Here is a 25,385-nt window from a genome sequence, read left to right as displayed (position 1 = left end):
CGTTTTGAAAAGGCTTGTATCTAGAGAATGGCGCGTTCCGCCAGCCCGGCCTCGTCGGCCATCCGCGCTGCGACCGAGGCGACGGCCAGGTCTTGAAGGCCCACGCCGGTGCCGTCGAACAGCGTGATCTCGTCATCGCTGCTGCGTCCCAGATGATCGCCGTTGATGACGGCCCCGACGGGCGTGATCTGATCCTCGGTCAATGTGCCGTTTGCGATGGCATGTTGCGCCTCGCCAATGGTGATGGACTGTGCGACCTCGTCGGTGAAGACGCTGGCCGAAGCGACCAGAGCGGGGTCGACCTCCTGCTTGCCTTTGGTGTCAGTGCCCATGCAGGCCAGATGCGTGCCGGGTTTGATCCAGTCTTTCATCAAAAGCGGTTCAAAGGCCGAGGTGATGGTGATGATCACATCTGCCTGTGCGCCCAGGTCTTCTTGACTGACCGCCTCGAAACCCAGCCCCAGCTCGGTCGCGACTGCGCCTAGGCGGGGCAGCATCTCGGGGTGCGGGTTCCAGGCGACGACTTTTTCAAAGTCGCGCTGTTCGGCGGCTGCGCGCAGCTGGAAGGTGGATTGATGGCCTGCGCCAACCATTCCCAGAACCTTGGCATCTTTGCGCGCCAGATGGGCGATGGAGACAGCTGAGGACGCGGCGGTGCGCACGGCGGTCAGGTAATTGCCGCCGACCAGCGCCGAGAGCCGCCCGGTATCGGGATCGAACAGAAAGACGGTGGACTGGTGGTTGGTCAACCCCTTGTCCATGTTACCCGGCCAGTAGCCGCCGGATTTGACGCCCAGCACCTGACCGGCGCGGTCGAAGCCGGATTTAAAGCCGTAAAGCGCGTCGGCATAGCCGATGGCCTCGCGGATGACCGGGAAGTTATAGGCGTCGCCGCGCGCCATGGCAGCGAAGACGTCTTGCACAGCTTCGAATGCCTCAGCGCGGCCAACCAGTTGCTGGCAGAGGTCTTCTCCGACGATCAGCAGGGGTTTGTCAGTCATATCTTTCATGATCCTTTCCCCGGTTCAGAAGGCTTTGCCGCGCGCGGAGACCGGCCAAAGCGCTTCAACTTTGCCGTTCCGAACACCCACATACCAATCATGCACATTGGCGGTCGGGTCGCAGTGACCGGGTACCAAATGCAGCTTGTCATTGACTTTCAGAATCCCGTCCGGGTCCGACACGACGCCGTGTTCGTCCGAGCATTTGATGTATTCCACATCCGAGCGACCAAAGATCACCGGCAAGCCGCTGTCGACGGACTGGGCTTTGAGACCGGCATCTACGATGGCCTTGTCGGCCTTGGCATGGCTCATGACGCTGGTCAGGATGAAGAAGGCGTTCTCCCACTCGCCCCGGTCGATGCGGTTGCCCTGTTCATCGAGGATGCGGCCATAGTCGGCATCCATGAAGGCGTAGGAGCCGCATTGCAGTTCGTTATACACGCCCGAGGTGCTTTCGAAGTAGTAAGACCCGGTGCCGCCGCCGCCGACGATGTCGCAGTCCAGCCCTTCGGCCTTGAGCCCGTCTACGGCGTCTTTGACCTGTGCCACGGCGATGTCGATCTTGGCTTTGCGATCCTCGTAGAGGTCCATGTGCTGCATCGCACCCTGATAGGCCTGGATGCCAGCAAACTTGAGACCCGGGGCTGCGTCGATGGCTTTGGCGATAGCGATGACCTCGGGCGTGGTGGTCACGCCGCACCGGCCTGCGCCGCAATCGATCTCGACCAGGCATTCGATCTGGGTGCCGTGGCGCTGCGCGGCCTCGGACAGGTCGGCGACATTGTCGATATCGTCGACGCAGCAGATGGTCCGCGCACCCAGCTTGGGCATCCGCGCCAACCGGTCGATCTTGGCCGGGTCACGCACCTGATTGGACACAAGCACGTCCTTGATGCCGCCACGGGCAAAGACTTCGGCCTCGGACACTTTTTGGCAACAGACACCGCAGGCGCCGCCCATCTCGACCTGCAGCCGCGCCACGTCGACGGATTTGTGCATCTTGCCATGCACCCGGTGGCGCATGCCGTGGGCTTTGGCGTAATCGCCCATTTTCTTGATGTTGCGCTCTAGCGCGTCCAGATCCAGCACCAGAGCCGGGGTCTGGATGTCGGATGCGTCCATGCCGATGGCGGCGGGGATGTCAAAGCCGACCTCAAGCTGGTCGATGTTTACAGGCTTGTTCATGATGTCCTCCTCAACCCTTGATCCAGGGCAGTTTGTCCAGATCCACATTGCCGCCGGTGATGATCACGCCGACACGTTTGCCTTTGAAGACCTCGGGGTGTTTCAGGATGGTGGCCAGCGGCAAGGCGCAGCTGGGCTCCATCACGATGCGCAGGTATGTCCAGGTGATCTTCATCGCCGCGATAATCTCGTCCTCGCTGGCGGTGTGGATGTCGCTGACGAAGTTCGACACGAAGTGCCAGGTGTTTTCCTTCAGTGGCACTTTCAGCCCATCGGCGACGGTGACCGGCGCGTCATCGGCGATGATGTGACCCGCCTTGAAGCTGCGATAGGCGTCATCGGCCTGTTCCGGTTCCGAGGCATAGATCTGCACCTCAGGCGCCAGGTTCGACAGGGTCAGGCAGGTGCCCGAGATCATGCCTCCGCCGCCGATGGGCGCAACCACCGCGTCCAGACTGTCGGTTTGTTCCAGCAGTTCTGCCGAGCACGTCGCTTGCCCCGCGATCACGCGAGGATCGTTATAGGGGTGCACGAACTCACCACCCGTACGGGCCTGCACCTCGGCAAATACCGCCTCGCGCGAGGTGGTTGAAGGCTCGCATTCGGTGATGATGCCGCCATAGCGGCGTACCGCGTCTTTTTTGGCTTGCGGCGCTGTGCGCGGCATCACCACGTTGCAGGGGATGCCCCGGCGGCCAGCGGCATAAGACAGGCTGAGCGCATGGTTGCCGCTGGAATGCGTGCAGACACCGCGCTGGGCGGCCTCATCATTCAGGCCAAAGACCGCGTTGCAGGCGCCGCGCACCTTGAAGGCCCCGGCCTCCTGAAAGTTTTCGCATTTGAAGAACAGCTGCGCGCCTGTCAGATCGTCCAGATAGGCCGAGCGCAGCAGCGGTGTGCGGTTGATATGCGGCCTGATCCGCTCATGCGCCTCGCGCATATCGGCGATGGTCAGGCAATCGGCAGTGGTCATCGCGTCAAGCATCGGGGCCCTCCTTACGCTGCGGATTTCATTGGGGCTGCGTGGCTTGCACGGAAGTATTCCTGTGCCGCCGCAACACCGCTGCCCAGCTTGATCGGATAGTCCAGATCGGCCATGGCCATTTCGATTGTGGCCAGACCGGACAGAACCATCACATCTGTCAGGCTGCCTAGATGGCCGATACGGAAGGATTTGCCGTTCATCTCACCCAGACCGATGCCGAAGCTGACGCCATAGGCGTTGAAGGCATGATCGGTCAGCGCATTGCTGTCGAAGCCCTCGGGCACATAAATCGCGCTGACGGTGTCTGAGTAGAGATCAGGTGACTGCGCCACCAGATCCAACCCCCAGGCTGAGATGGCTTTGCGCACGCCTTCGGCCAGGCGGAAATGGCGGGCATAAACATTGTCGAGCCCTTCTTCGAACAGCATCTTCAGGCTTTCGCGCAAGCCATAGATCAGTTGCAGTGGTGGGGTGTAGGGAAAGCCGCCCGAGGAGTTGGCCTTCATCATGTCGCGGAAATCAAAGAAGGTGCGCGGCAGTTGCGCGGTCTCGATCGCCGCCAGCGCCTTGGGGCTGACACACAGGATCGCCATGCCGGTGGCCAGCATGAAGCCCTTTTGCGAGCCTGACACTGCGATATCAACGCCCCAATCATCAAACGCGAATGGCATTGAGGCCAGAGAGCTGACGCAATCCACAAACAGCATCGCGGGGTGACTGCAGCCGTCCAATGCCTTGCGTACGGCGGCGATATCCGATCGCACACCGGTGGCGGTTTCGTTATGGGTGACCAGAACGGCCTTGATCTCATTGGCTTTGTCGACGGCCAAAGCCTCGGCAAACTTATCCGCCGGCGCGCCGCTACCCCAGGCGCATTCTATGATCCGAACATCCAGCCCATGACGTTGGCACAGGTCGATCCAGCGGTGGCTAAACATGCCATAGCGGGCGACCAGAACCGTATCGCCGGGGCTGAGCGTGTTGGTCACTGCGGCCTCCCACCCGCCAGTTCCGCTGGCAGGGAAGGTAATGATCTGTCCGGTCGTGGTGCCGAAGACTGTTTTGGTGTCTTCCAGAACCGGCGCGAAGGTCTCAACGAAATCCGGAGCGCGGTGGTCCTGAGTCTGTACCTGCATCGCCAGGCGCAAACGGTCGGGGATGTTGGTGGGGCCGGGAATAAAGACCGGGTTCTGGTTGGACATTGTCGCTTCCTCCGCTTTGAGAAGAGTGTCCTATCCGGTGGTCAGAACTGCAATTTTCTCGAAAATGTTTTTTGGGAGGATAGGAAGTCGCGTAAATCACTGGAAATGAAAGAAAGCTTAATTTTTCATTTTGATGGGATAAAATTGAGTGAATTAAAAAATGCGTGTGAGGCGAGCAAATTTTAGAAAGTCTGCGCGAGATTGATCTCGGATTCGTTCGTGATGTTTGTGGTTTGATAGCTGTCGCGTCCAATGTCTTTTTTGCGCAAGAGCAGTTAGGGAAGATAGGCGGGGCCGGGGCCCCGCCCAAGCGCTTTAGGCGCCGATGATGTTGTGGCCGGGGCCATAGGGGAAGCCGGTGATGTTTTCAGCGCCATCGTCGCCCACGACCAGAATGTCATGTTCGCGATAGCCGCCCGCGCCGGGTTGGCCTTCGGGGATCCACAGCATCGGCTCGATCGAGACGACCATGCCGGGTTCCAGCACTGTGTCGATATCCTCGCGCAGTTCCAGACCGGCCTCGCGCCCGTAGTAGTGGCTGAGGATGCCGAACGAGTGGCCGTAGCCGAAGGAGCGGTAGTCCAGCAGGCCTTCCTGAGCGAAGAAGCGGTTGATCTCGGCGGTGATGCCAGAACAAGTTGCGCCGGGTTTGATCAGGCTGAGGCCAAGCTCATGCGCGGCCACGTTGGCCTGCCACAGGCGCAGGCTTTCGGCGTCGGGCTCGCCCAAGAACAGGGTGCGTTCCAGTGCGGTGTAGTAGCCCGAGATCATCGGGAAGGTGTTCAGCGATAGAATATCGCCCTTTTGCAGCGCGCGTTTGGTGACCGGATTGTGGGCGCCGTCGGTGTTCAGACCTGACTGGAACCAGACCCAGGTGTCGCGGTATTCGGCCTGCGGATAGGCGCGGGCGATTTCCTCTTCCATTGCGTCGCGGCCTGCCATGGCAATCTCGATCTCGGTTGCACCTTCGCGGATCGCGGCGTGGATGGCGGCGCCGCCCACATCGGCGGTGCGCGCGCCGCCTTTGATCAGCTCGATCTCTTCGGCGGATTTGACCATGCGGGCGGCCATGGTGTCGGGTGCGATATCCACCAGTTCAGGCGCATCCAGCATGCGCAGGGCGGTATCGCGAGCGGCCAGCGTCATGTGATCGCCTTCGATGCCGACGCGTTTCGCGCCACCGATCAGGCTGGCCACCGCGCGCCAGTAATTGTCGCGCTGCCAGTCGGTGTAGATCACATTTTCATCGACCGAACGGCGCCAGGGCTGACCCGCATCGATATTGGCCGACACGGTTGTGCAGGCATCCTGCGTGACGACGCAGCCATAGGGGCGGCCAAAGGCGCAATACAGAAAGCCCGAGTAATAGGCGATATTCTGCATCGAGGTCAGCAGCACGGCGGGAATGTCCCGTTGTGCCATGACGGCCCGCAGCTTGGACAGGCGGCGGTCGTATTCACCTTGGCTAAAGGGCAGGGGGGCCTTTTCACCATTGTGGCAGGTGAAGAATTCGGGGCGATTGGATAGGTCTTTCATCATACGGTCTCTCATCTATGCCGGGAAACGCAAGAACCCGGCCACATGTCCCGGCGTTCAGGACAGGCGGTCTCGGGGTCCGAGAGCCGATCACCCCCGTAAGTGCCGCGACGCCATCGCAGCGGGGGTGAACAGGAAAATCGTTAGATCAGACCATGCGATCCGTCAAGCGGGGGAAAGCCCCCGCAGACGTTCCGAACGACGGCGCAGCAATTCGACCGTGGTCAGCAACGCGATGGACAGCACCACAAGGATCGTGGCGACCGCCAGGATGGTCGGGCTGATCTGTTCGCGCAGGCCGGTGAACATCTGCCAGGGCAGGGTTTTCTGGCTGGCGGAGCCGACGAACAGGACCACCACAACCTCGTCAAACGAGGTTATGAAGGCGAACAGCCCGCCCGAGATCACGCCCGGCAGGATCAGCGGCATCTGGATCTTGAAGAACGTCCGTACCGGGCCCGCACCCATATTTGCCGCCGCACGGGTCAGCGAACGGTCAAAGCCCACCAGTGTTGCGGTCACGGTGATGATGACAAAAGGAATGCCAAGTACGGCATGGGCTAGAATGACCTTCAAATAGCCCACGAAGTTCTTGTTCATGCCCAGCGTGCCTTCCAGAAAGCGGCCAATGTCGCTGTAAAAGAAGAACATGCCTGTGGCCGAGATGATCAGTGGCACGATCATGGGGGAAATCAGGATACCCATGATGGCGCGTCGTCCCGGCACGTGGGATTGGCTGAGACCGATGGCAGCCAACGTGCCCAGCGTCACGGACAGAACCGTCGCAATCGGCGCGATGATCAGTGAGTTCTTGAAGCTGCGCTGCCATTCATTGTTGGTGAAGAAATCGCGGTAATGCTTGAGCGAATACCCCTCGGGGTCGAGCCGCAGCATCTCCGGCGTGAAGGTAAAGAAGTCCTGGGCGTTGAACGACAGCGGCAGAACCACAAGGATAGGTGTGATCAGGAAGACGAAGATCGCACCACAGATCACACGGAACAGGTAGTGATAGAACACCTGTTTCGCGGTCAGGTATGGCAGCAACTTCTGGCGATAGCGGCCTTCATACAGCCAATAGGTGAACCAGGCAAAAAACCACCCGCCCAACAGGCCCAGGACACCGCCGAGGGGTCCGGCAATCAGGAACCCTCCGATTCCGAAGCCCAGGATGTTGATCCAGCGCGCCAGTTGTTCGTTTTTTAGGACGGTGATGTAGACCCAGGCCAACGCGGCGATCAGGGCGGCGCCGATCAAAATGCCCAGAAAGATTGATCCGTTGCCTGCGCCGACAAAGACGCCGGCAAAGGCCCCGGCCAATGCCACGCTGGGCAGGACCATCGAAAGTGGTTTGCGGGATATCGGAGTAAGTGCGGCCATCTTGATTATCCCAGCTTCACGTTATCAATGCCCACGATCTTGTCGTAGCACCAGTAGAGCAGCAGCACGACCGCCAGAAGGATGGTCCCAAGTGCCGCGGCCAGTCCCCAGTTCAGCGAGGACGAGATGTGGTATGCGATCCGGTTCGAGATGAACACGCCCTTTGTGCCGCCCACGATTTCCGGCGTGATGTAGTAGCCGATGGCCAAAATGAACACGAGGATCGAGCCCGCACCGATGCCAGGAATGGATTGCGGGAAATAGATGCGCCAGAAGGTCGTCCAGTTGGTGGCCCCCATGGACTTCGCGGCGCGGGTATATGAGGGCGGAATGGTCTGCATCACCGAATACATCGGCAGGATCATGAACGGCAGCAGGATATGCGTCATCGCGATGATCGTGCCGATCTGGTTGTTGATGATCACCAACCGCGCGTCATCGGCCACCAGACCAAGCCAGACAAGGGTTTCGTTGATTACCCCCTGTTGTTGCAGCATGACTTTCCACGCCGAGGTTCGCACCAGAAGCGACGTCCAAAACGGCAGGAGAACCAGTATCATCAATATGTTTGACACGCGCATCGGCAGGGTCGCCAGCAAGTAGCTGACCGGGTAGGCCAACAGGATGCACGAGGCGGTGATCACCAGCGACATGAACAGGGTCCGGCCGAACAGCTTGATCAGGATCTGCTTGTCTTCGGGCTGGGCCTGCGCGCCCTCGGGCGTGCGGCGCATATCGACCGCATTCAGAAAATAGCCATTCGTCACTGCAGGTGAGTGCGTCTTGATGACCGCCCAGGTATTGGGCTCTCCCCAGCCGTCGTGGATTTCGATGACCTGATCCTTGAACGGCCCGTCTGCTTCGGGGTCGAGCTTTTTGATTTGACGACCGGACCGGCGGAACATCGAAGACATGCCTGTTTCTTCGTAGTTCAGACGCGAGCCCAGACGGGTATGCGTTTTGTTGTCGATGGCGACAACCATGTCGCGGACAAAGGCGTCATAGACGGCCTCGTCCGGCAATTCACCGGATTTTTCATCCCAGTCGCCTAAGGCCTGAACCGTCAGCGGCAGGGTTTCGGCGACAATGCTGTTTTCGACCGAACGGAACAGCATCGAGGCGATAGGCACGATGAAGGAGAACATCACAAACAGAAGCAGCGGGGCGATCAGCATCAAAGCCCTGAGCTTTTGCCGCCGCAATGACCGCGCCAGTGACTGTTTCAGCGGCGTACCGTCTGCAGCCAGCATTGGCCCTGCGTTTTCGCTTGCGTCCGTCATCATTGTACCCTGCGTTGTCTTGGTCTGGGGGCGGCGCACCGCCCCCGACGGATTTATGACGTCAAGCCCGGCTTATTGTGCCAGCCACGCCTGGAATTTGGCGTCGATGTCATCACGGTAGTCGGCCCAGAACTCGTAGTTATAGAGGAACGTGTTCTTGGCGTTTTCCGGATCGGTCGGCATATGCGGTGCCATGTCGATGCCCAGATCGGCATGCTTGCCAACCAGCGGTGCTGACGAGGCGCGGGCCGGGCCATACGAGATGTACTTGGCCTGATCTGCCAGACGCTGTGTGTCGGTTGCGAACATAATGTAGTCCAACGCACGCTGCTGACGCTCTTCGCTCAGACCGGCGGGAATGATCCAGCCGTCCAGATCGAACACCTGCGCGTCCCACAGCATGGCGACGGGCTGGTTCTGCTCTTCGATGACGCTGAACAGACGACCGTTGTAGGTGGAGCCCATGATAACTTCGCCATCGGCCAGAAGCTGCGGCGTGTCGGCACCGGCAGACCACCAGACAACGCTGTCCTTGATGGTGTCCAGCTTGGCCAGCGCCTGGTTCTGACCTTCTTCAGTGGCCAGCACGTCATAAACGTCGTCCTTGGCAACGCCGTCACAGATCAGAGCCCATTCCATGTTGTTGATCGGGCGCTTTTCAAGCGAACGCTTGCCTGGATAGGTTTCCAGATCGAAAACCGCGCAGACATCGGTGGGCGGAGTGTCGCCAACCAGGTCGGTGCGATAGCCGAAGGTCGTCGAGTAAACGATCTGCGGGATAAAGCAGTCGCTGACCAGCAGGTCACCGAAGTCTTCCGAAGCTGGTGTGCCATCGGGTGCCGGTGCCAGCATGGTATCCGGGTCGATTTCCAGTGCCAGACCTTCGTCGCACAGGCGGATCGCATCAGCGGCAACCACGTCCACCACATCCCATGTGATGTTGCCCGCTTCGTTCATGGCGCGCAGTTTCGCGACCGCTTCGGCCGAGCTGTCATCATTCAGGATGGTGACGCCGGTCTTTTCCGAATAGGGCTCGTGATACGCTTTTAGCTGAGACTTCGAATAAGCACCGCCCCACGAGACGATTGTCATCTCTTGAGCTGAAACGGCACCAGCAGCCGTCGCAAGCGCGGCCACCGTCAGTAGTGTCTTTGTCGGTTTCATATGATACTCCCAGTAAGTCCCGTTTGTTGTAGTGTCAGCTGGCGCACGGGTTTTCGCCAGCCGGTCCCTCGGTGAAACCGCGCTTGTACTGCGCGGTTTGGTCTATGCGTCAAGCGCACGACAATCCTTTGCCAGCCAGCCAATGTCGATTTCTTGACCGGGCTGAAGGCGAATGGCATCGGGGGCGTTGCGCGTCTTGACGATGAACTCGTCATTCCCGGCAACCGACATGCGGAAGCGGAACACATCACCCATATAGATGAACTCTTTGACCGTTGCCTTTAGCGTATGTGCATCGGCATGCAGGCGGTCCTTGTTGAATTCGACGCGTTCGGGTCGGATGGACACTTTGGTCCGATCACCCGGGGCGTTCACATTAATTGGAACTGCGTCAATCTCGGAACCGTCATCCAGCTGCACGACGCAAGCGCCACCGTCGATCGATTTCACCACGCCTTCCAGCGTATTGTTTTCACCGATGAACTGCGCGACGAAGCTGTTTTCGGGTTCCTCATACAGCTGATCCGGCGGAGCCAACTGCTGAATGCGGCCATCATCGAATACTGCAACCCGGTCCGACATGGTCAGAGCTTCGGTCTGGTCGTGGGTTACGTAGACCGTCGTGATGCCCAGCTCATGCGCAAGGCGGGTGATTTCGAACTGCATATGTTCGCGCAGCTGCTTGTCCAACGCGCCCAGCGGTTCGTCCATCAAGACCAGCTCGGGCTCAAACACCAGCGCACGCGCGAGCGCGATCCGCTGTTGCTGACCCCCCGACAGTTGCGCCGGGCGACGCCCGCCAAAGGCCCCCATCTGAACCATATCCAGCGCGCGTTTGACCTTTTCCTCACGCTCGGATTTGCCCAGCTTGCGCACTTCAAGCGGGAACGAGAGGTTCTCGGCCACGGTCATATGCGGGAACAGGGCGTAGTTCTGAAAGACCATACCGATGCCACGCTTGTGCGGTGGGATGTTGTTGATCGGTTTGCCATCCAGAAGAATTTCACCATGGGTGGCGGTTTCAAACCCGGCCAGCATCATCAGACATGTTGTCTTGCCCGAACCCGAGGGGCCCAGCATGGTCAGAAATTCACCTTTTGGCATGGCGAGGTTAAGATCTTTGACGACGAGGTTTTCGCCATCATAAGATTTTTGAACGCGTTGGAATTCGACAAACGCGGCGTCGTTCATAGATTCGGTCACAAGACCCCCTGTAGCGTCAAATGATTATCCGCGTTTTGCGGATTTCATTGATCTGTCCGAAAGATTTAAGACCAAGGCGGTTACGTAATGCAACAACAAATCTTGGATTGAATGGGCGTGATCGACAAATGTCGACCTCGCGAACAATTTAGTCAAAAATCTTTTCTTTTGCGAATAATTACTACGCTTGGTGAGTCGAGTACTGCTTATTGCGGTGGCAGTCTAGGCACTGTTCGCGTCCAACGTTCTTGTTCTTTCTAAGTGTTGTTTTCTAAATGTAGTTGGTGTTGTTCCAGTTTGATCCCGAAAAGCACGGTTAAACGGGCCGAGTGAGGAAAAGCCCACATCAAAGGCGATGCTGAGCACGGTGCGGCCCTCCATTTCGGGTTCGATCAGCAGTTTCTGCGCTTCGATAATGCGGAACGTGTTGACGTAGCCTGGAAAGTTCCGGTGCCCCATGCCCTGATTGATCGCGGCCCGGATGCGGTGCTCTGGCGTGTGCAGATGCGCCGCAAGCTGAGCCACGGTCAGCCCCTCCTGACGCCACAACCCTTGTTCCATGGCGTGTTGAATACGTTGTGCCAAAGCTGCTTGGGCCGGGTTGGCCGGTATGTTTTCCGAAGCGTTGCGTGGTGCGGTGCGCCAAATATCCGGGCGCAAGTCTACCGACCATCCAAGAAACGCCGCCGCGGACAGAAACATGATGCCCGCTTGCAGGGCAAATAGCCCGCGCGGCATTGTGCGGTCCAGTTGCAGGATCTCAACGGCAGTGATGACGCTGGCAAGACCCAGAACCCAGACCAAGAACCACCGCCTGAACTGGCGGCGCTGGGCGATCAGGTCATCCGCATCCCCGCGTATCACCACACTGAGCATGTGTGAAAATAGCAAAAGCGCAGCGAGTCCACGCAGTGCTGCGACCCAGACATGCAAATGCGAAAACCAGGCCGAGGTGACAATCAGCACCGCAAGCCCGATCTGCCAGGGCTTTACATTTACATGATCCTGAAAAAGCTCAAGCGCAGCCCAATACAGCAGAACCGGCACCAGCGCGGCCACCCAGATTAGCGCGGCCTGCGCCATGGGGTGCAGCGGGATATCTGGTGTGGATACGATCAGATAGGGGCAGAGGCACAAGCAGAGCGCTGCCACAGAGAGGCTTTTTCTGTTCACGCGACTGCTGACGAAAATACAGGCGCATAAAACAAGGGCGCCTAGGGCGGCACCTCTGAGAAAGATATCAAACATTGCCAGATCGGACATTCTGACCCCAACAGAACGGGCGTTTCCTGTCCGGGTCAACGGTATGGGCTGGTCGATCTTAAAAAACCCTCGCCGATTCTGAAGAAAACCCGCCGGATTTTGAAATCGGCAGGTCATGTGCAGTGGCGGGTGCCAAACCTTCGCTCGTATCTATTCAGACGACGGAGCGTATTATGTTGACCCTTTCGAACATCATGACCCTTTATGCCGAGGTGTTTGGTGCAGACCTTCTGCGCTATGTCATCGGTGCTGGCGGCACTTATCTGCTGATCAATCTGTTGCTGTCACGCCGGTTAAGTCGGCAAAAGATCAGGCCCACGGACCCGCCCAAGGGGCAAATCAGGCGCGAATTGCTGGCCAGCCTGCGCACGGTTCTGATCTTCGCGGCTGCCGGGACGTCGATTGCGCTGGGCGCGCGGGCTGGTTTGATGACAATCTATCCCGAGATTGCAGATCGCGGGTGGTGGTATTTTCTGTTCAGCGTGGCCGCGCTAATCATCCTGCATGACGCATGGTTTTATTGGAGCCATCGCCTGCTGCACCATCCGCCCCTGTTCCGGCGTTTTCATCGGTTGCATCACAGGTCGCATCAGCCGACGCCTTTCACCTCGTACAGTTTTGACGTGGGCGAGGCTGTCGTGAATGCGATCTACCTGCCGCTTGTGTTGATCATATTGCCCGCGCATCCCGTCGCGCTGTTCATCTTTGTCACCCATATGATGCTGCGCAATGCGCTGGGGCATTGCGGGGTCGAGGTGTTCCCAGCGCGTCCCGATGGGCGGCCAGTTTTTGGCTGGATGACCACCATCACGCATCACGATCTGCACCACGCTCATGCGCGGTACAATCTGGGCCTGTACTTCTCATGGTGGGATCGGTTGATGAAAACCGAGCATCCGCAATATCATGAGAGTTATGCCCAAACTGCGCCGCGCCTGTCGCGGGCCCGGCTGGGCATCGTTGGTCTGATCGTCGCGCTAGTTGCGGGATTCCTGGCCGACCGGGCGCAAGCGTTTGATCTGAGCGGCAGCTATGCCTCGCCGGGTTTGGGCGTGGTGGTCCGGTTTGAGAACTGCCCCTCAGATTCGGCTGCGACCTGTGGTCGGTTGCTTTGGGTCTGGGATCAGGCCGATACGCCGCATGCGCGGATCGGTGATCTGATCCTAACCGGTTTGAAGTTCAACGGTGATGTCTGGGAGGGTCAGTTGCGCGACCCGGAAACCGGGCGTGTGTATCGGGGAACGATTCAAAGCGCCTCGGCTGTCAGCCTGAAGCTGCGCGGCTGCGCGGGCATCTTCTGCGACAGTCAGACATGGCACTCGACGCGACATCTTCAAAGTGTATTGGGTCGCCTCGATCCCTGACCTGAGCCTTGATTAGCTGTCTTTTGGGGTGAAGTCCTGAGACACCGGCCCGCGATACTTTTCCATCAGCTCATCTGGAACTTCGGTCCCATCGACCAGAAACGGCAGAATGCCTCGGCGCAGCGAGCGACCGCGCATCGCATCTAGATCGGCGTCGGACCGGGTGACCCGCTGCGCCATGCGCCGCCCCCATGTCGCCAGCATGTCATACAGGCGGTCGATCTGATCTGTGTGGCTGTCTGTTTTGGCAAGGTCGTTGAACTCGTCCGGATCGTTTTGCAGATCGAACAGCATCGGGCGGAACCCGCCTTCGGCATGGACCATCTTGAAACGTCCGTCAAAGACCATGAACAACCGCGCATCCGGGTTCGAAAGACCAAGCGCCTGACGCATCGGTGTGAGGCAATAGTCATATTCGCTGATCACAAAGTCGCGCCAGTCAGGTGCTTCCCCACGCACCCACGGCATCAGGCTGCGGCCTTCGAGGATATGGCCTGCCGGTTCCCCACCTGCGACCTCAAGGAAGGTGGGAGCCAGATCAATCTGTTCGACCAGTGCATCACAGGTGGTGCCGCGCGTTCCGTCTGCTTCGGGACGCGGATCGTAGAGGATGAGAGGCACTTTCACGGATTGCTCGTGGAACAGATCTTTCTCACCCAGCCAGTGATCGCCAAGATAGTCGCCATGATCCGATGTCAGCACGATCATCGTGTTCTGCATCTGGCCCGTGGCTTCCAGGTGATCCAGCAGGCGACCAAGGTGATCGTCGCATTGCTTGATCAAACCCATATAGGCCGGGATGACCTTTTGCCGGGTCTCTTCCTTCTGAAAGGCGGCGGCGATCTTGTTGTTCATGAACGCGGCGTAGACGGGATGGGGATCTTCTCGCTCAATTTCGGCCCGGGTTGCGGTCGGTACATGGGCTGGTCCGTACATATTGTGATAGGGGGCTGGCACAATATAGGGCCAATGCGGTTTGATATAGCTGACATGGGCGCACCAGGGCCCTTTGGCCTGATCAATGAAGTCGATTGCGCGGTCCGTCAGCCAGGGCGTTTCGCTATCTTCCTCGCGTATGTTGGCGGCTTTGTCGGCGTTTTGGAACAGCCAGCCGCTGGCGATCTCACCATCTTCGACCCCAGCATTGGCATGATTGGCCCAGGGGTTTTGGGCCTCATAGCCTTTGGATTTGAGATAGTCGTTATAGGGCGCATGTTTTTCGTCATAGAACCCGTCGGGCCCTTCGGCCCAAAGCCCGTCATCGCGGACCCAGACGTCAAATCCGCATTCAGCCTGCCGTGCGCCAATTATGCTGTCGGGCGACAAGCCCAAACGCGCCATTCCGGCAGCGTCGGCTTTCATATGGGTCTTGCCGATCAGCCAGCACCCCATACCCGCGCCCCTTAAGTGATCGCCCAGCGTGACCTCGCCGACGCGTAGCGGATAGCCGTTCCATTGCGCACCATGGGAAGAGGCGTAGCGCCCGGTATAACAGCTCATCCGGCTGGCCCCGCAGATCGGCGATTGCACATAGGCGTTGGTGAAACGCACGCCCATCCGTGCAACCCGGTCAAAGTTCGGTGTGTCCAGATGAGGGTGCCCGGCACAGCTGAGATAGTCGAACCGCAGCTGGTCATACATGATGAACAGGATATTCATGGCAGCCTTCAATGATCCTCTCCTTAAATCCTGCCAGATCAGGGGGCTGGTCTTTGCAATAAGGTTTGATAAGCGGGTTATCAGATGATCCTGGCCTGGTCAGTCGAATAATTTTCCCAATTCATGGATTTCCGGATTTACCTGCAACGCCTTCTTCGGCCAAGTTGGCCGCGATAGGAACGCCCCGATGTCGGACTGACGCGAGCGTTTCACAGGACGGTTCGAAGGAAAAGCCCGAGATGACAGAACGGAACGGTGGCGTTGTGCTGGTGGAATGCTTGCAGGCGCTGGGCGCCCAGCACAGTTTTGGTGTGCCGGGTGAAAGCTATCTGGCGGTGCTGGATGCGCTGCATGATACCGGCAGCGCGCGGGCCGGGGCAAATGGTGCGCTGGATTTCACCCTGTGCCGGAACGAGGGTGGCGCGGCCTTTATGGCAGCAGCATATGGCAAACTGACCGGACAGCCCGGTATCTGTTTCGTCACGCGCGGCCCGGGAGCGACCAATGCGTCGATCGGGGTACATACGGCGATGCAGGACAGTGCGCCGATGATCATGTTTGTGGGTCAGGTGGGCACGGACATGAAAGGGCGCGAAGCGTTTCAGGAGATCGACTATCGCGCTTATTTCGGGACCGTTGCCAAATGGGTGACCGAGATTGAAGCAGTCGACCGTATTCCCGAGATCATCGCCCGCGCCTGGACCACGGCCATCGCGGGCCGTCCGGGTCCGGTCGTCGTTGCCTTGCCAGAGGATATGCTGACAGCCGTCACCGATGTGCCCGCGCTGACCGGCTCGGCGGTTGTACATGAGCCCGGCCCGACGCCCGGGGCCATCGCCAGTGTGATCTCGGCCCTGTCCGGTGCGGATCGCCCGTTGATCCTGATTGGCGGCGGTGGTTGGCGCGCCGAAGGCAGTGCCGCGTTGCAGCGTTTTGCCGAAAGCTCTGACATCCCCGTTGTGGCCGCGTTCCGGTTTCAGGACCTGTTTGACAACCATTCCCCCAGCTATGTCGGCGATGCCGGAACCGGGATGACACCTGCCACGCGGGCGCAGATAAAAGGCGCGGATGTGATCCTGGCCATCGGCGTGCGGTTCGGAGAGATGACAACCGAAGGCTACACTTTGCTGCGCGTGCCCAAGCCGGAACAGAAGCTGATCCATGTCCACGCCTCGGACCGGGAACTTGGCAAGGTCTACATTCCCGATCTGGGTATTCAATCTGGTCCAAATGCCTTCGCAATCGCCCTGTCCGAGCATTTGGCAAGCGGAGGATGGGCAGACTGGCGCGCACAGGCTCGTGCGGATTATGAGGCTGGTTTCGACCTGCCCGACCTGCCCAGCCCGGTGGATATGGGCAAGGTCTCGGCCTATTTGCGCGATCGACTGCCCGATGATGCAATCCTGACCAATGGCGCAGGGAACTTCACCGTCTGGCCGAACAAGTTTTTCAAATACGGCCCTCAACAACGCCTGTTGGCCCCGCAATCCGGTGCGATGGGATATGGCCTGCCCGCAGCCGTTGCCGCCAAAGTCGCGCATCCAGAGCGAACCGTTGTCTGCTTTGCCGGGGACGGGGATTTTCAGATGAATTGTCAGGAGCTTGGGACCGCCATGCAGGCAGGTGCGCAACCCATCGTTTTGATCCTGAACAATGGCACCTATGGCACCATCCGAATGCACCAGGAAAAAACCTATCCTGCCCGTGTCTCGGGGACCACACTGGAAAACCCCGATTTCGCAGCACTCGCCCGGTCTTATGGCTATCACGGCGAACGGGTCGAACGAACCGAGGATTTCGAGGCCGCGTTCGAAAGGGCGCTGGCGTCGGATACAGGGGCTGTTCTGGACCTGAACATCTCAGCCGAAGCGCTGACCCCAAGGCAGACCCTCAGCCAGATGCGTGAAGGGGCGCAGAAGGCAGGGTCATAGGTCAGGTGGCCCAGCCGCCTAAATCGCACAGGACCGCTGAGATTTCTGAGTGGCCGACAGAACGCGGTCAGACCTTTGACGTATCAGTTTGGGCGAATGCGGGCGGCAACTGATCGCTCCACTTTCTGAGTTCGTCCAGAAAACCAAGTGCGGTGGTGCCCAAGGCGGTGATCGAATATTGCACCGAAATGGGCGCGGTATCCATCACTTGCCGGTGCACAAGGCCTTGATGTTCCAGCTGCCTGAGCCGCTCGGTGATCATTTTCTTGCTGGCGCCGCCAATCATGCGGGACAGGTCATTAAATCGAACGGGTCCATCCTTGAGATGCCAAAGGATCGACCCGGTCCATTTGCCGCCGATAATCCGCATTCCGCGCTCAATCGCGCAAGGTTCAGAACAGGCGTTGCTTACGACGCGTCGCCCGTTTTCATCCTGTTTCACAACTGCCTGCATTCTTTGAACCCACAAGTTGAACTAGGTTACTAAAAGTATACTGGTTGCTTTTTGATCTCTCAATCCTCAGATTCTGCAGACAACTAGAATGATCCTGGTCAGCCTGTCCTGACATCTGAAACATGCCGAGGATAACCATGTCTCAACCCGAAATTCATCTGTACACCGCTGGCACCATGAACGGCTACAAGCCTGTCATTTTTTTGGAAGAAGCGGGCGTCCCATATGATCTGACCCATATCAACTTTTCAAAACAAGAGCAGAAGACGCCGGAGTTTCTGGCCCTCAACCCCAATGGGAAGATCCCGACAATCGAAGATCGATCGGAAGGGCGTGCAATCTTTGAAAGCGGTGCGATCCTGTGGCACCTGGCTGAAAAATACGGAAAGTTCCTGCCGACAGATCCAATCAAACGGTCCGAGGTTATGCAGTGGATGCTGTTTCAGGTCGGTCACGTCGGCCCGATGATGGGGCAGGCAATGTATTTCCAGCATATTGCCGCCCCCAACGGCCACGAGGAACCGTTTTCCATCCGCCGTTACGTCGACGAAAGTCGCCGCCTGATGGAGGTTATGAATGATCGCCTAGAGGGGCGTGACTGGATCGCCGCCGAAGAATACACGATTGCGGACATGATGTTATATCCTTGGGCGCGAGCCTATGTCTGGGCGCGGGTTAAGGTGGATGATCTGCCGCATCTGAATGCCTGGTTTGATCGGATCGATGCGCGCCCTGCGGTCCAGAAGGCGCTGACCATTCCAAAGGCGAATCCACAGTTTTGGGATGCCGATGCAGATGCCAGCGCTTTTGCAAAGGAAAACGCCGCCCGGTTTTCGGGTGATGTCAAAAACTGATCACTCGCGGAAGGCACGATTGAAATAGTCGGCCATCGGTTTGACCAGATAGGACAGGGGCGTGCGCTCATCGGTCTTAATCATCGCCTCAACCGGCATGCCGGGCAGAAGGGCTTGACCGTTCAGCCGCTCGACCTGTCCTTCATCGGGGACCAGCTCGGCCCGGTAGAAAGTGAAACCGGTTTGTTCGTCGGTGAATGTATCGGCCGAGACGTTGATCACATGGCCGTCAAGTTCAGGCGTTTCGCGCTGGTTGAAGGCGGGAAAGCGCAGAGCGACGGGCTGACCCACATGCAGTTGGTCCACATGGATCGCATCTACCCGTGCGGCGACCAGCAATGGCGTGTCCTGCGGCACCACATACATCATCGGCTCAGCCGGCTGGATCACCGATTGCAGGGCAAAAACCTGACTGCCATAGACGGTGCCCGAAACCGGCGCACGAATGTCCAGACGGGACAGGCGTTCCGTCAGAGACAACCGCCGTTCCGATAGTTCCGCGACCTGCGATTGCACGTCGCGCAGGGTGGTAATCGCCTCTTCCCGTCGGGTGGCGTCCAGCTCAACGATCCGAATTTCGGTTGCGGCGATTTGGCCTTTGAGCCGGGCGATGGATGCCTCAAGGCGCCCGATCTCACCGCTCAGGCTGGCCTCTTCCCGTTGTAGGGCCAGGACCCGGCTGGCCTGTGTCAGGCCGCGGCTCAGCAGGCTTTGTTGATCTTCAAGCTCCTCGCGGATCAGCTCGACCTGCAGGCGGAGCGAGACCAGCTGCGCCTCGGTGCCGTCAATCTCACTTTCGGTTTGAACCAGCTGTTTTTTCAGCTGATCGGTTTGCTGAGTCATTGTATTCAACCGCGCCTCGAACAGCCGTTGTTGACCTTCGATCAGGTCGCGCTGGATGCCATGTTCTTGCTGAACGGCGTCCAGTTGAATGGCCAGGTCTTCGGGGGTAGCGCTGTCCCGTTCTGCTTCCAGTCGGGCACGGCGGGCGAGAAGTTCGAACAGCTGCGCCTCGACGATGGTTTTTTCCGAGGACAGGAAGGTATCATCAAGCCGCAAAAGCAGATCGCCGCTGGACACGACCGCACCGTCGCGCACAAAAATCTCGCCTACGACGCCGCCATCCGGGTGCTGCACCACCTGACGGTTGCTTTGCACCTCGATCGAGCCTGAGGACACAATTGCACCCGCCAGTTGGGTGTATACCGACCAGATACCAAGACCGCCGACCAGAATGGCAAGGGCCAAGAAACCCACTAATGCGGGCACGGTAATCCGCCAGGGTGTGCGCCCGTTGGTTTTCGTCTGCTCGGTCATCCGGCGTTCACCTGATTGAGGTTGCGTTTGATAGCGCCTGCGTTTTGGACCATCGCGTTCAACACCTCGTCACGGGTGCCGAACTTGACCAGCTGTCCCCGTTCGACAACCGCCAAAGTATCACATTCCGAGATGGCCTGAGGTCGATGGGTCATGATGATGGCTGCTTTTCCCGCCTCTTTCAGCCCGCGCACTGCAGCGTTCAGCGCCTCGGTCCCATCCGCATCAAGGGCCGAGTTCGGCTCGTCCAAGATCAGCAGCACCGGGTCGCCATACAAGGCCCGCGCCAGTGCGATGCGCTGTTTCTGACCGCCTGACAACTGGCTGTCATTGCCTTCCAGAAACGTGTCATAGCCCTTCTCCAAAGACAGGATCAGCTCGTGCGCGTTGGCCTTTTTGGCCGCTTCGACAACGGCCTGCGGATCGGGGTTCTGCGACATGCGGGCGATGTTTTCCGCGACCGACCCATTAAACAGCGTCACCTGCTGTGGCAGATAACCAATATGCTGACCCAGATCGGTGGGGTCATATTGATCCAGCGTCGCGCCGCCCAGCCGTATTTCCCCGGCGGCAGGGTACCAGAGGCCCAGCAACGCCTTGGCCAGCGTGGTCTTGCCCGACCCGCTTTTGCCGATCACACCAAGCGCCGTTCCGGGCTCCAGTTTCAGCGTCACATTGCGCAAGGTCGGTGCCGCCGCGCCCGGAGGGATCACTGTCAGCGCCTTGGCAGCCAGGCGTGCCTCAGGCGTGGGCAGCTTGGTGCGGTTGGGTTCGGGCGGGGTCTGGTCCAGAAACTGGTTGAGCGAGGTCCAGGCGGTGCGCGCCTTTTCGATCATGGACCATTGCCCAACTGCCTGTTCGACAGGGGCCAGCGCCCGACCCAGTAGGATCGACCCGGCGATCATCGCACCGGGCGACAACTCGTTCTGCAACACCAGCCAAGCGCCAAGCGCCAACATGGCCGATTGCAAAAACAGCCGCAGCGATTTGGTCAGTGAGGTGAAGCTGCCTGTCCAGTCACTGGCCGCAATTGTCTGACGCAGCGCATCAGTGCGCTGGTTCATCCAGCGCAGGGTGACATCCTGTTGCATCCCCTGGGATCGAACAACCTCGGCTGCTTGTCGGGCATGTTCCGAGAAGGAGTTGGCCCGCGCCGATGCAGCCTGCGCCTCGGCCACCTTGCGGCGGGTCAAACCTTGGTTCAGCAAGGCAATGACGATCAAAAGCCCGCCACCAGCAACGGCCAGCCAACCCAGAAGCGGGTGAAATATGAAAATTGCCGCCAGGAACACCGGGGTCCACGGGATATCCATAACTGCAAGCAGCACAGGCGACGAGCACAGGTTCTGGATCGACTCAAGATCGCGCAAAGCAGTGGCCGGGGCCGAGCGTGCCTGCGGGTTAAGTGACCGCCGCAACGTGGCATCGAACACCCGTTCATCCAGCTTGGATTGAAACCGGGCGCCAAAACGCGCAACGATGCGACCGCGGGCAAAATCCAGCATCGCCATCAGCGCATAAAGCAGCGCAACAAGGATAAACAGGGCTGTCAGCGTCTCAACCGCGCGCGAACTCAGCACCCGGTCATAGACCTGCAACATGAACAACGGTCCGGTCAGCATCAGAAGATTGACGAAGATGCTGAACAGGAAGGCCAAAGCCAGAAAAGTTATCCCCTGATTGCGCACGATGCGCAATTCATGGCGTGGGGCGGGCGACATTCTGTGTTCGGGTCTCAAGCTGCATTCCACATCAATCAGGTCCGGCGGTGCGGGCCTCTGACTTAGAAAGCCGGGCCTGCATTGCCAAGAATGCTTCTCTTTTCCAGCAAGAAACCGCGAATAACAAGGCAGACACGAGGCAGTTTTCAGCCATACGTGTCCTGAGCGTGTCTATCGTAGTGACCGTATTGTGGGTCTTTGGCTGGGGTTCAGCCTTCGACTATGCGCTCAGGTCAGGGCTGCGATCTGATCCAAAACCTCTTGGCTGGCGGTGATGCCATTGGCCTCGGCTTCGGCGCGATTTTTAAGCCGACCGTCGCCAGGCACGCGGGCATCACCATTATCCTTAATCTCAGCGCAGATGCGGGTGATGTAACCGGCGAAGGCGTCGTTGCCAAAGCGGGCAGGATCCAGGGCAATCAGCGTCGCCCCGCCTTTGATGTTCAGCGCGCCATGTGCTTCACGTTCAGCATTGTCGACGGATAGGGTGCCGCCAGCCAAAGCTGCGCCCAGAACCTCGACCAAAAGGGCAATTCCCGCACCTTTGTGACCTCCAAACGGCAATAGGCTGCGGGTTTCCAGAATGGCGTCCGGATCTGCTGTGGGGGTCCCATCGCGATCCAGCCCGGCGGGTTGCCGCAAATCATGCCCTTCTGCAGCGGCCATCTTGATGTCCATAAACGCCACGGCGGACGAGGCCTGATCCCACACCAGGGGCGCGGCCCCGTCGCGAGGGCAGGCAAAGGACATCGGGTTGGTGCCAAAGACTGGGCGCACACCGCCTTGTGGCACCACAAGTGACAGTGAGTTGATAACGGCGATGGCGACCAGCCCGGCCTCGGCCAATGGTTCGGTGTCAAAACGCAACGCACCTAAATGGTGACAATTGGCACAGGTGAAGGCGGCGATGCCGTTTTCACGGGTCATGTCGATCAGTTCGTCGCGCGCCGCATGGGCCGCGATCTGGTAATAACCATTATCCGCATCCCCGCGCAGAACGCCGGGGGCAATGCGGCGAATGACCGGGTTGGCCGTCGGGTTGGCGTAGCCGGAGGTGAAACTTTGCGCATAAATTGGCAGATTGCGTAAACCGTGGCTGCGCGGCCCATCCCGTTCCGACCGCATGATGATATCGGCCAGAATATCGCTTCCAACCTCATCCACCCCCACCCCTTGTAGCGTCGATTTTGCAAGCGACCGCACATCGGCGAGTGAGAGGGTTTGCATGGACGGGTCTGTCACGGGCATGTCCTTTTGGTCTGATGCGCGGGGTGATCCGGTCCCAATCGACGGGGCTCCGGTTGGGTTTGCGCCTGACTTTTCTGGTGTAGGTTTAAGCCCGAGGCTTCCGGCTGAGCAACCCGTATTTCATTGCCCATGATCGAAATGACCGACGTTTGCGCTTGTCTTTCTTCAGGGCTTGCTTCGACTGGGTTCCACCTTTGCGATTGAACTCATAGACGTCGATAACACGCTCGGCGCAGCCACAGGCCTCACCCATGCCCACCTTGGCGAAATAAAACTTTTCGAAACGCTCCGGTTTGTGCATGCCGATCCCCTTGCTGCCCCGATTGAACACTTTTTGGTGGGCGCATGCCAAGCTTCAATATCAAGCCGTTGGAAAAGTGATGGGGCTTTCGGACACCTTGCCGCGCTATTTTCCCTTGATCTCCAAGGTGTATTGGCGTCGTGCCGAAGGTGGCGGGACTGGGAACGGGGCCGCAGCACGGATTTGGGCTAATGCGACCTGATCGAGCTTTTTTGACCCCGAACTGCGCGAAACCTGCGCGGATTGAAGCGTACCGTTGTCTGCAATGTGGAACGTGATCAGGACCGATCCTTTGATGTTCACGCTTTTGCGTCGCGCCCGGAGGATTCTGCGCTTTACCTGACCGGCGTAGTTGCTGGCCTCTGCATTGCCCTGGGTCGAGGCGGTTCGCGTTGCGCTTTGCGCCGTAGCTGCACCCTTTGCCGTCTTGCCCGTTGCCGCTCCCTTCTTCCGGTCTTGCGCGGCGTTTCCAGCCTTCGCTGGAGTTTCGGCGGTTTTTGTTTTCTCGGGTTCGGGCTTTTGGACGGGCGGCGTCTTCGCGGCCGTCGCTGGTTCGGCGATGGGCTTCTGGGCCACAGGTTTCTCGAGAGAGAGTGAGGTTTGTGCAGTTGTTACGCGCGGTGTAGCTGGAACTGCCTCTGTGACGGATGGTGCTGTGCTTTTTAAAGATTTCGTCTCAGGCACTGCTTTTTGAGCTTGCTGGTTTGGCCCGACCGGTTGTTGCTGCGTCTCAGCCGATGTCGAGGGGGCGGTTCCGGCGACGAAATCCTTGAAGGAGGATCCAAGCGCGGCTGTTTCAACAGATCCACCGCCTTCTACCAAAACGGGCTCGTCCGTGCGAAACTCATGCAGCGCAAGGCTATGCGTCGCGGCGGCCAACAGGATTGCGAGCGCGGCAATGGCGCGGGATCTGGGGATCATGGCAAACCTCGCTTTGTCACGACATAGATTTTCGTGGCTCCCAAGGTGTGCAGGGCATCGCTGACCTCTTTCAAGCGGATTGCAGGGACCGATCTGTCGGGCACAAGGCGGACGTCATCGAGCGGAAAGTCGATTGAGGCGCGTTCAACATAGGCCTCGGCATCTGTTAGCTCGGCCCCGCGATATTCAAGCACCCCATCTGCGCGAATGACCAGAGCATCCGACGGTTCTCGCCCCTCAAGTTCCTGCGTTTCAACCAATTGAACCGAACCGTTCAGCGGCGGGGCGAGCGTTCCCGCGATCATGAAGAAAACCAGCATCAGAAAGACGACGTTGATCAGGGCAATCGTAGGCTCTCGCATCTGCCTGGCTTTGGGTTTCAGCTGCATCATCCGATGACCTGCGTGCGTAGCTGTGCAACGGGGCGCAGCGCTGTCAGAAGGTCGATCAACTGCTGCGCCGTTGCATCCTGACTCAGGCTGATCAGCGCCAATTGCTCGGCCTCGCCGTCGAATAAGGCGGCAACTGCACCAAGCTGAACCTCGGACCCATCGACCAGAATGCGATCCCTTTCAAGTTTCACAAATCGCATGGGCGCGTCTGAAGCTGACCCGCCAGGCGAGGTGGTGGCGAACTCAATCTCTCCGAATTTCGAGAAGGTTGAGGTGAGCATGAAGAACAACAACAGCAGGAAAATGACATCAATCAGGGATGTCATCGACAGGCGTCTGCGCCGTTTTCGGCGGGTCTCAAGCGACATGCGCTGCGGTGACCTCAGGCAGGGTGCCGGTATGTTCCTGGGCTGCATGGCCAGGGGCAAAGACCGTGCGCAACGCCTGATTGGCAAAGATGCGTTCACGGGTCATCCGCGCTTCGAACCAGGTGAGCACAAGCGAGGTTGGCATGGCGACTGCAAGCCCTGCGGCGGTGGTCAGCAGGGCCACCCAGATACCACCGGCCAGAAGCGCAGGGTCAACTGCATTACCCGCACCTTGCAAGGTTTGGAACGCCTCGATCATGCCCAGGACGGTGCCGAACAGGCCCAGAAGTGGCGCAAGTTGCGCGACCATGTCTAGCACGTTTAAGCCCCGTTCAAGCTGGGCAAACCGCGCCTCAGACTCGGCATCGACGCGATCCGACAAGGCGGTTCCATCGCCGCCGAGAGACATGGCAATCACCGGGGCCAGATAGCTGCGGCTTTTATTCAGATGCGCCATCGCGTTGGCACGATCCTGACGATCCCAGGCCAGAATGGCGCGGGACAGTTCGATATGTCGGCCCACCCCGGCTGCCCGATATTGCCATAGCTTGTAGAGGATCAACGACAGCGTCGCGATTGATGTGACGATCAAGATCGCAACAACGGGTCCGCCGAGTGCCAGAATACCTTTCAGGTTCTGCAAGATCGCATCCATT

General features: G+C 58.9%; 23 protein-coding genes. 3 read left to right on the top strand and 20 right to left on the bottom strand.

Translation table 11 applies throughout. From position 1 onward, the window contains the following. Window positions 1-20 precede the first annotated feature (20 nt). From bhcD to ACR0DH_RS07735, 10 genes are all read right to left on the bottom strand, one after another. Window positions 21-1,010, bottom strand: coding sequence for an iminosuccinate reductase BhcD (bhcD, locus tag ACR0DH_RS07780; RefSeq protein WP_480548129.1), 990 nt, complete (start codon window positions 1,008-1,010; stop codon window positions 21-23). Window positions 1,011-1,025: 15 nt separating this feature from the next. Next, window positions 1,026-2,189 (bottom strand): 3-hydroxy-D-aspartate aldolase BhcC, encoded by a 1,164-nt coding sequence (gene bhcC / locus ACR0DH_RS07775; RefSeq protein ID WP_480548127.1) that lies wholly within the window; start codon window positions 2,187-2,189, stop codon window positions 1,026-1,028. 10 nt (window positions 2,190-2,199) lie between these two features. Beyond that, window positions 2,200-3,174 (bottom strand): beta-hydroxyaspartate dehydratase BhcB, encoded by a 975-nt coding sequence (gene bhcB, locus ACR0DH_RS07770; RefSeq protein WP_480548125.1) that lies wholly within the window; start codon window positions 3,172-3,174, stop codon window positions 2,200-2,202. Between the two features lie 11 nt (window positions 3,175-3,185). Continuing rightward, window positions 3,186-4,376, bottom strand: a complete 1,191-nt coding sequence (gene bhcA / locus ACR0DH_RS07765; RefSeq protein WP_480548123.1) for an L-aspartate--glyoxylate aminotransferase BhcA — start codon at window positions 4,374-4,376, stop codon at window positions 3,186-3,188. A gap of 315 nt (window positions 4,377-4,691) precedes the next feature. After that, a complete protein-coding gene (locus ACR0DH_RS07760; RefSeq protein WP_480548371.1) occupies window positions 4,692-5,912 on the bottom strand; it encodes an aminopeptidase P family protein in 1,221 nt (406 codons plus the stop codon). A gap of 165 nt (window positions 5,913-6,077) precedes the next feature. Then, window positions 6,078-7,289: an ABC transporter permease gene (locus ACR0DH_RS07755; protein WP_480548121.1), complete on the bottom strand. Its 1,212-nt coding sequence runs from the start codon at window positions 7,287-7,289 to the stop codon at window positions 6,078-6,080. Window positions 7,290-7,294: 5 nt separating this feature from the next. Then, window positions 7,295-8,569 carry an ABC transporter permease gene (locus ACR0DH_RS07750; protein WP_480548119.1) on the bottom strand — a complete coding sequence of 425 codons (1,275 nt, stop codon included), beginning with the start codon at window positions 8,567-8,569 and terminating at the stop codon, window positions 7,295-7,297. A gap of 72 nt (window positions 8,570-8,641) precedes the next feature. Then, window positions 8,642-9,733 (bottom strand): extracellular solute-binding protein, encoded by a 1,092-nt coding sequence (locus ACR0DH_RS07745; protein ID WP_480543909.1) that lies wholly within the window; start codon window positions 9,731-9,733, stop codon window positions 8,642-8,644. Between the two features lie 102 nt (window positions 9,734-9,835). Continuing rightward, window positions 9,836-10,924 (bottom strand): ABC transporter ATP-binding protein, encoded by a 1,089-nt coding sequence (locus ACR0DH_RS07740; protein WP_480544121.1) that lies wholly within the window; start codon window positions 10,922-10,924, stop codon window positions 9,836-9,838. Between the two features lie 234 nt (window positions 10,925-11,158). Further along, complete coding sequence (locus ACR0DH_RS07735; protein WP_480548117.1) at window positions 11,159-12,109, bottom strand: helix-turn-helix domain-containing protein; 951 nt, start codon at window positions 12,107-12,109, stop codon at window positions 11,159-11,161. A gap of 263 nt (window positions 12,110-12,372) precedes the next feature. Here ACR0DH_RS07735 and ACR0DH_RS07730 point away from each other — a divergent pair, with 263 nt between their 5' ends. Next, a complete protein-coding gene (locus ACR0DH_RS07730; protein WP_480548115.1) occupies window positions 12,373-13,563 on the top strand; it encodes a sterol desaturase family protein in 1,191 nt (396 codons plus the stop codon). Window positions 13,564-13,575: 12 nt separating this feature from the next. Here ACR0DH_RS07730 and ACR0DH_RS07725 read toward each other — a convergent pair whose 3' ends face one another. Further along, complete coding sequence (locus tag ACR0DH_RS07725; protein WP_480548369.1) at window positions 13,576-15,222, bottom strand: sulfatase-like hydrolase/transferase; 1,647 nt, start codon at window positions 15,220-15,222, stop codon at window positions 13,576-13,578. 239 nt (window positions 15,223-15,461) lie between these two features. Between ACR0DH_RS07725 and ACR0DH_RS07720 the strand changes: the two genes are divergently transcribed. Continuing rightward, window positions 15,462-17,153: a thiamine pyrophosphate-binding protein gene (locus ACR0DH_RS07720; RefSeq protein ID WP_480548113.1), complete on the top strand. Its 1,692-nt coding sequence runs from the start codon at window positions 15,462-15,464 to the stop codon at window positions 17,151-17,153. Between the two features lie 67 nt (window positions 17,154-17,220). Here the strand turns inward: ACR0DH_RS07720 and ACR0DH_RS07715 are convergent, their stop codons facing one another. Continuing rightward, window positions 17,221-17,607: a winged helix-turn-helix transcriptional regulator gene (locus ACR0DH_RS07715; RefSeq protein WP_480548111.1), complete on the bottom strand. Its 387-nt coding sequence runs from the start codon at window positions 17,605-17,607 to the stop codon at window positions 17,221-17,223. 137 nt (window positions 17,608-17,744) lie between these two features. On the opposite strand from ACR0DH_RS07715, the gene ACR0DH_RS07710 reads away from it, so the two are divergent. Beyond that, window positions 17,745-18,461: a glutathione S-transferase family protein gene (locus ACR0DH_RS07710; RefSeq protein WP_480548109.1), complete on the top strand. Its 717-nt coding sequence runs from the start codon at window positions 17,745-17,747 to the stop codon at window positions 18,459-18,461. Here the strand turns inward: ACR0DH_RS07710 and ACR0DH_RS07705 are convergent, their stop codons facing one another. From ACR0DH_RS07705 to ACR0DH_RS07670, 8 genes are all read right to left on the bottom strand, one after another. Next, window positions 18,462-19,778 (bottom strand): HlyD family type I secretion periplasmic adaptor subunit, encoded by a 1,317-nt coding sequence (locus tag ACR0DH_RS07705; protein ID WP_480548107.1) that lies wholly within the window; start codon window positions 19,776-19,778, stop codon window positions 18,462-18,464. It abuts the gene before it with no gap. Next, a complete protein-coding gene (locus ACR0DH_RS07700) occupies window positions 19,775-21,499 on the bottom strand; it encodes a type I secretion system permease/ATPase (RefSeq protein ID WP_480548105.1) in 1,725 nt (574 codons plus the stop codon). The genes ACR0DH_RS07705 and ACR0DH_RS07700 overlap by 4 nt, the downstream gene beginning before the upstream one ends. A 228-nt stretch (window positions 21,500-21,727) precedes the next feature. Further along, window positions 21,728-22,741, bottom strand: a complete 1,014-nt coding sequence (locus tag ACR0DH_RS07695) for an Ldh family oxidoreductase (protein ID WP_480548103.1) — start codon at window positions 22,739-22,741, stop codon at window positions 21,728-21,730. A gap of 91 nt (window positions 22,742-22,832) precedes the next feature. After that, window positions 22,833-23,048, bottom strand: coding sequence for a hypothetical protein (locus ACR0DH_RS07690; RefSeq protein WP_480543918.1), 216 nt, complete (start codon window positions 23,046-23,048; stop codon window positions 22,833-22,835). Window positions 23,049-23,153: 105 nt separating this feature from the next. Continuing rightward, window positions 23,154-23,969, bottom strand: a complete 816-nt coding sequence (locus tag ACR0DH_RS07685) for an energy transducer TonB (RefSeq protein WP_480548101.1) — start codon at window positions 23,967-23,969, stop codon at window positions 23,154-23,156. Further along, on the bottom strand, window positions 23,966-24,361 hold the full coding sequence (locus ACR0DH_RS07680; RefSeq protein WP_480548099.1) for an ExbD/TolR family protein: 396 nt from the start codon (window positions 24,359-24,361) through the stop codon (window positions 23,966-23,968). The genes ACR0DH_RS07685 and ACR0DH_RS07680 overlap by 4 nt, the downstream gene beginning before the upstream one ends. Beyond that, complete coding sequence (locus tag ACR0DH_RS07675; RefSeq protein WP_480548097.1) at window positions 24,358-24,729, bottom strand: biopolymer transporter ExbD; 372 nt, start codon at window positions 24,727-24,729, stop codon at window positions 24,358-24,360. The genes ACR0DH_RS07680 and ACR0DH_RS07675 overlap by 4 nt, the downstream gene beginning before the upstream one ends. Continuing rightward, window positions 24,719-25,384 (bottom strand): MotA/TolQ/ExbB proton channel family protein, encoded by a 666-nt coding sequence (locus ACR0DH_RS07670; RefSeq protein ID WP_480548095.1) that lies wholly within the window; start codon window positions 25,382-25,384, stop codon window positions 24,719-24,721. The genes ACR0DH_RS07675 and ACR0DH_RS07670 overlap by 11 nt, the downstream gene beginning before the upstream one ends. Window position 25,385: the final 1 nt, after the last annotated feature.

The organism is Ruegeria sp. I1 (assembly GCF_056532675.1).
The sequence above is the reverse complement of the archived record's forward strand: the minus strand, read 5'-3'. Positions and strand labels throughout refer to the sequence as shown.

Coding starts and splice junctions, on each gene's coding strand:
- bhcD (WP_480548129.1), bottom strand. CDS start 1,010: ATGAAAGATATGACTGACAAACCCCTGCTGATCGTCGGAGAAGACCTC.
- bhcC (WP_480548127.1), bottom strand. CDS start 2,189: ATGAACAAGCCTGTAAACATCGACCAGCTTGAGGTCGGCTTTGACATC.
- bhcB (WP_480548125.1), bottom strand. CDS start 3,174: ATGCTTGACGCGATGACCACTGCCGATTGCCTGACCATCGCCGATATG.
- bhcA (WP_480548123.1), bottom strand. CDS start 4,376: ATGTCCAACCAGAACCCGGTCTTTATTCCCGGCCCCACCAACATCCCC.
- ACR0DH_RS07760 (WP_480548371.1), bottom strand. CDS start 5,912: ATGAAAGACCTATCCAATCGCCCCGAATTCTTCACCTGCCACAATGGT.
- ACR0DH_RS07755 (WP_480548121.1), bottom strand. CDS start 7,289: ATGGCCGCACTTACTCCGATATCCCGCAAACCACTTTCGATGGTCCTG.
- ACR0DH_RS07750 (WP_480548119.1), bottom strand. CDS start 8,569: ATGACGGACGCAAGCGAAAACGCAGGGCCAATGCTGGCTGCAGACGGT.
- ACR0DH_RS07745 (WP_480543909.1), bottom strand. CDS start 9,733: ATGAAACCGACAAAGACACTACTGACGGTGGCCGCGCTTGCGACGGCT.
- ACR0DH_RS07740 (WP_480544121.1), bottom strand. CDS start 10,924: ATGAACGACGCCGCGTTTGTCGAATTCCAACGCGTTCAAAAATCTTAT.
- ACR0DH_RS07730 (WP_480548115.1), top strand. CDS start 12,373: ATGTTGACCCTTTCGAACATCATGACCCTTTATGCCGAGGTGTTTGGT.
- ACR0DH_RS07725 (WP_480548369.1), bottom strand. CDS start 15,222: ATGAATATCCTGTTCATCATGTATGACCAGCTGCGGTTCGACTATCTC.
- ACR0DH_RS07720 (WP_480548113.1), top strand. CDS start 15,462: ATGACAGAACGGAACGGTGGCGTTGTGCTGGTGGAATGCTTGCAGGCG.
- ACR0DH_RS07715 (WP_480548111.1), bottom strand. CDS start 17,607: ATGCAGGCAGTTGTGAAACAGGATGAAAACGGGCGACGCGTCGTAAGC.
- ACR0DH_RS07710 (WP_480548109.1), top strand. CDS start 17,745: ATGTCTCAACCCGAAATTCATCTGTACACCGCTGGCACCATGAACGGC.
- ACR0DH_RS07705 (WP_480548107.1), bottom strand. CDS start 19,778: ATGACCGAGCAGACGAAAACCAACGGGCGCACACCCTGGCGGATTACC.
- ACR0DH_RS07700 (WP_480548105.1), bottom strand. CDS start 21,499: ATGTCGCCCGCCCCACGCCATGAATTGCGCATCGTGCGCAATCAGGGG.
- ACR0DH_RS07690 (WP_480543918.1), bottom strand. CDS start 23,048: ATGCACAAACCGGAGCGTTTCGAAAAGTTTTATTTCGCCAAGGTGGGC.
- ACR0DH_RS07685 (WP_480548101.1), bottom strand. CDS start 23,969: ATGATCCCCAGATCCCGCGCCATTGCCGCGCTCGCAATCCTGTTGGCC.
- ACR0DH_RS07680 (WP_480548099.1), bottom strand. CDS start 24,361: ATGATGCAGCTGAAACCCAAAGCCAGGCAGATGCGAGAGCCTACGATT.
- ACR0DH_RS07675 (WP_480548097.1), bottom strand. CDS start 24,729: ATGTCGCTTGAGACCCGCCGAAAACGGCGCAGACGCCTGTCGATGACA.
- ACR0DH_RS07670 (WP_480548095.1), bottom strand. CDS start 25,384: ATGGATGCGATCTTGCAGAACCTGAAAGGTATTCTGGCACTCGGCGGA.